We start from the raw sequence: 2,041 nt of genomic DNA on the forward strand, positions 1-2,041 counted from the left end.
CCGTCCCGGTGAACGGTTACTCTTGATCCTCGTATTGTGAGATGTGCTCAGTCGCGAGGCTTCATCTGTGGGCCTAATTTTTGTTCTTATGTACTGATAAAAAAGGAATTTGTCCTACGTTGCCCCCTAACTTACTTGGAGCAGAAGCATGGTAAGCAAAGACGTACATACCAAAAACATCGAGATAGAGGTTGCAGAAAACGTACAGCTTGTTTCAACAACCGATTTACGCGGGGACATCACATACGCCAATCCAGCCTTTTGTCAGATAGCTGGGTATACCTCCGAAGAAATGATTGGTCAGCACCATAACCTCGTCCGTCATCCTGACATGCCTAAAGCCGCCTTCCGTGACTTATGGTTACACCTCAAAGCAGGGAGAGCATGGAGGGGAATGGTAAAGAATCGTTGCAAAGATGGCAGCTACTACTGGGTTGATGCCTATGTCACTCCAATCTATGAAGATGGCAAAATTTCAGGTTATCAGTCTGTTCGTTGTCGGCCTACGCCAGAACATAAGGCCAGAGCTAGCAAAATGTATCAGGCGTTGAAACAACGTGAAAATGGTTCACTGTTTATGGTTAGACGTTGGATAGGTTTTCGTTTTTTACCTCCAATATTATTACTATTAAGTGTGGCTAATTCGATTTGGTTATTACCAAAAGACCAAGTACTTTGGGTTATCATGCCACTGGTCATTGCCATACTTCTTAATCGAAAAATACTATTTTCAACACCTCGTTATTTCAAAAATTTGGAAAATGAGTATGATAGCATTAGTCGTCTTATCTTCTCTGGTGATGAGCCTCATAGTATCGCTGATTTTCATATTCAACTTTGGCAGGCTAGAATTAGAACTGTTTTAGGAAGGGTGGATGATGCAACTTTTTCATTAAAATCGATTGCCAATGAGCTCAGAGAATATGCTTCATCTGCTAGTGACGATATATTGTCTCAAGATTCACAAATACAACAAGTTGCTACCGCGATAACACAAATGGCATCCGCAGCGGAGGAGATTAGTCGTAATATTCAAGATAGTAATCAGCAGATAGAAGAAGCTCGTAACCATTGCATATCAACCAATGAACAATTACAAGCTGTGGGAGAAGATATTGCCTCTTTAGCTATGAGAGCTGAGCAGGCATTTGAATCAGCTGTTGCTTTATCGAGTGAGTCAGAGCGTATTGGCTCTATTATGTCTGAGATCCAAGGGATTGCTGACCAAACTAACCTGTTGGCACTCAATGCTGCGATTGAAGCTGCGCGTGCTGGTGAGCAAGGTCGTGGGTTTGCTGTTGTTGCCGATGAGGTTCGCAACCTATCCACGCGGACTCACAAAGCAACCGAACAAATACAGGGGAGCATCAGTCATATTTTACGAACACTGGAGCAGTGGAAGGGTATGATGAATTTGAATGTGGATGAGACGAATGCATGCCTTTCTAGTACACGTGCTGGCTCTGAAAATTTAAATAAAGTTGTTTTCGAAATTGATAAGGTGTCAGATTTTTCTAGTCAGATATCTTCAGCTGCTACACAGCAGCAAGCCGTTGTAGAGGAAATTAGTAGAAATATAAACACAATATCATCTCTATCTCATGAAAATAGTAAAAAGATTGATAATGTAAGCAATAAAAGTGAATGCTTGCTGCATAAAGCGAATCAATTAAAGGAACTAAGTAAAACTTTTGGTTAGGTATATATTGAGAGATGTCTGTAGTTTACAAAGGGGGGGCAAATGGGCAAAACACAGGAAGAACACGCAGCGTCAGCAGACGCTGATGCAGTTAGCATTGCTAATCAACTTGCAACTCAACAGTTGACTTTTATTAGAATGAAAAAATTGCTTTCTCATCTAAGTTGCGAAGACGAACCTGAGATTCAGGATGATGTAGTTGATTGCATATTAACGCTGAAAAGGGTTGTTGAGCGCAATGGCTGTAAACTCAGCCTGTTTATACATATGCCAGATGGTACACATCATGGCGTCAACTTTTAATTAAAGAGCTTCATTGGTAGTAAGCGCCGCTAAATCGAC

At 41.4% G+C, this 2,041-nt stretch carries 2 protein-coding genes; both read left to right on the forward strand.

What is annotated here, in order from left to right; all coding sequences use genetic code 11:
* The first annotated feature begins 148 nt into the window (after positions 1-148).
* Complete coding sequence (locus BN1127_RS21000) at positions 149-1,699, forward strand: methyl-accepting chemotaxis protein (protein WP_082029927.1); 1,551 nt, start codon at positions 149-151, stop codon at positions 1,697-1,699.
* A gap of 42 nt (positions 1,700-1,741) precedes the next feature.
* Positions 1,742-2,002: a hypothetical protein gene (locus tag BN1127_RS21005; protein WP_082029928.1), complete on the forward strand. Its 261-nt coding sequence runs from the start codon at positions 1,742-1,744 to the stop codon at positions 2,000-2,002.
* Positions 2,003-2,041 lie beyond the last annotated feature (39 nt).

Source organism: Aeromonas media, from assembly GCF_000819985.1.
GTDB classification, from domain to species: domain Bacteria; phylum Pseudomonadota; class Gammaproteobacteria; order Enterobacterales; family Aeromonadaceae; genus Aeromonas; species Aeromonas media.

Excerpts from the sequence above, each read along its gene's own strand:
- BN1127_RS21000 (WP_082029927.1), top strand. The coding sequence starts at position 149 with ATGGTAAGCAAAGACGTACATACCAAAAACATCGAGATAGAGGTTGCA.
- BN1127_RS21005 (WP_082029928.1), top strand. The coding sequence starts at position 1,742 with ATGGGCAAAACACAGGAAGAACACGCAGCGTCAGCAGACGCTGATGCA.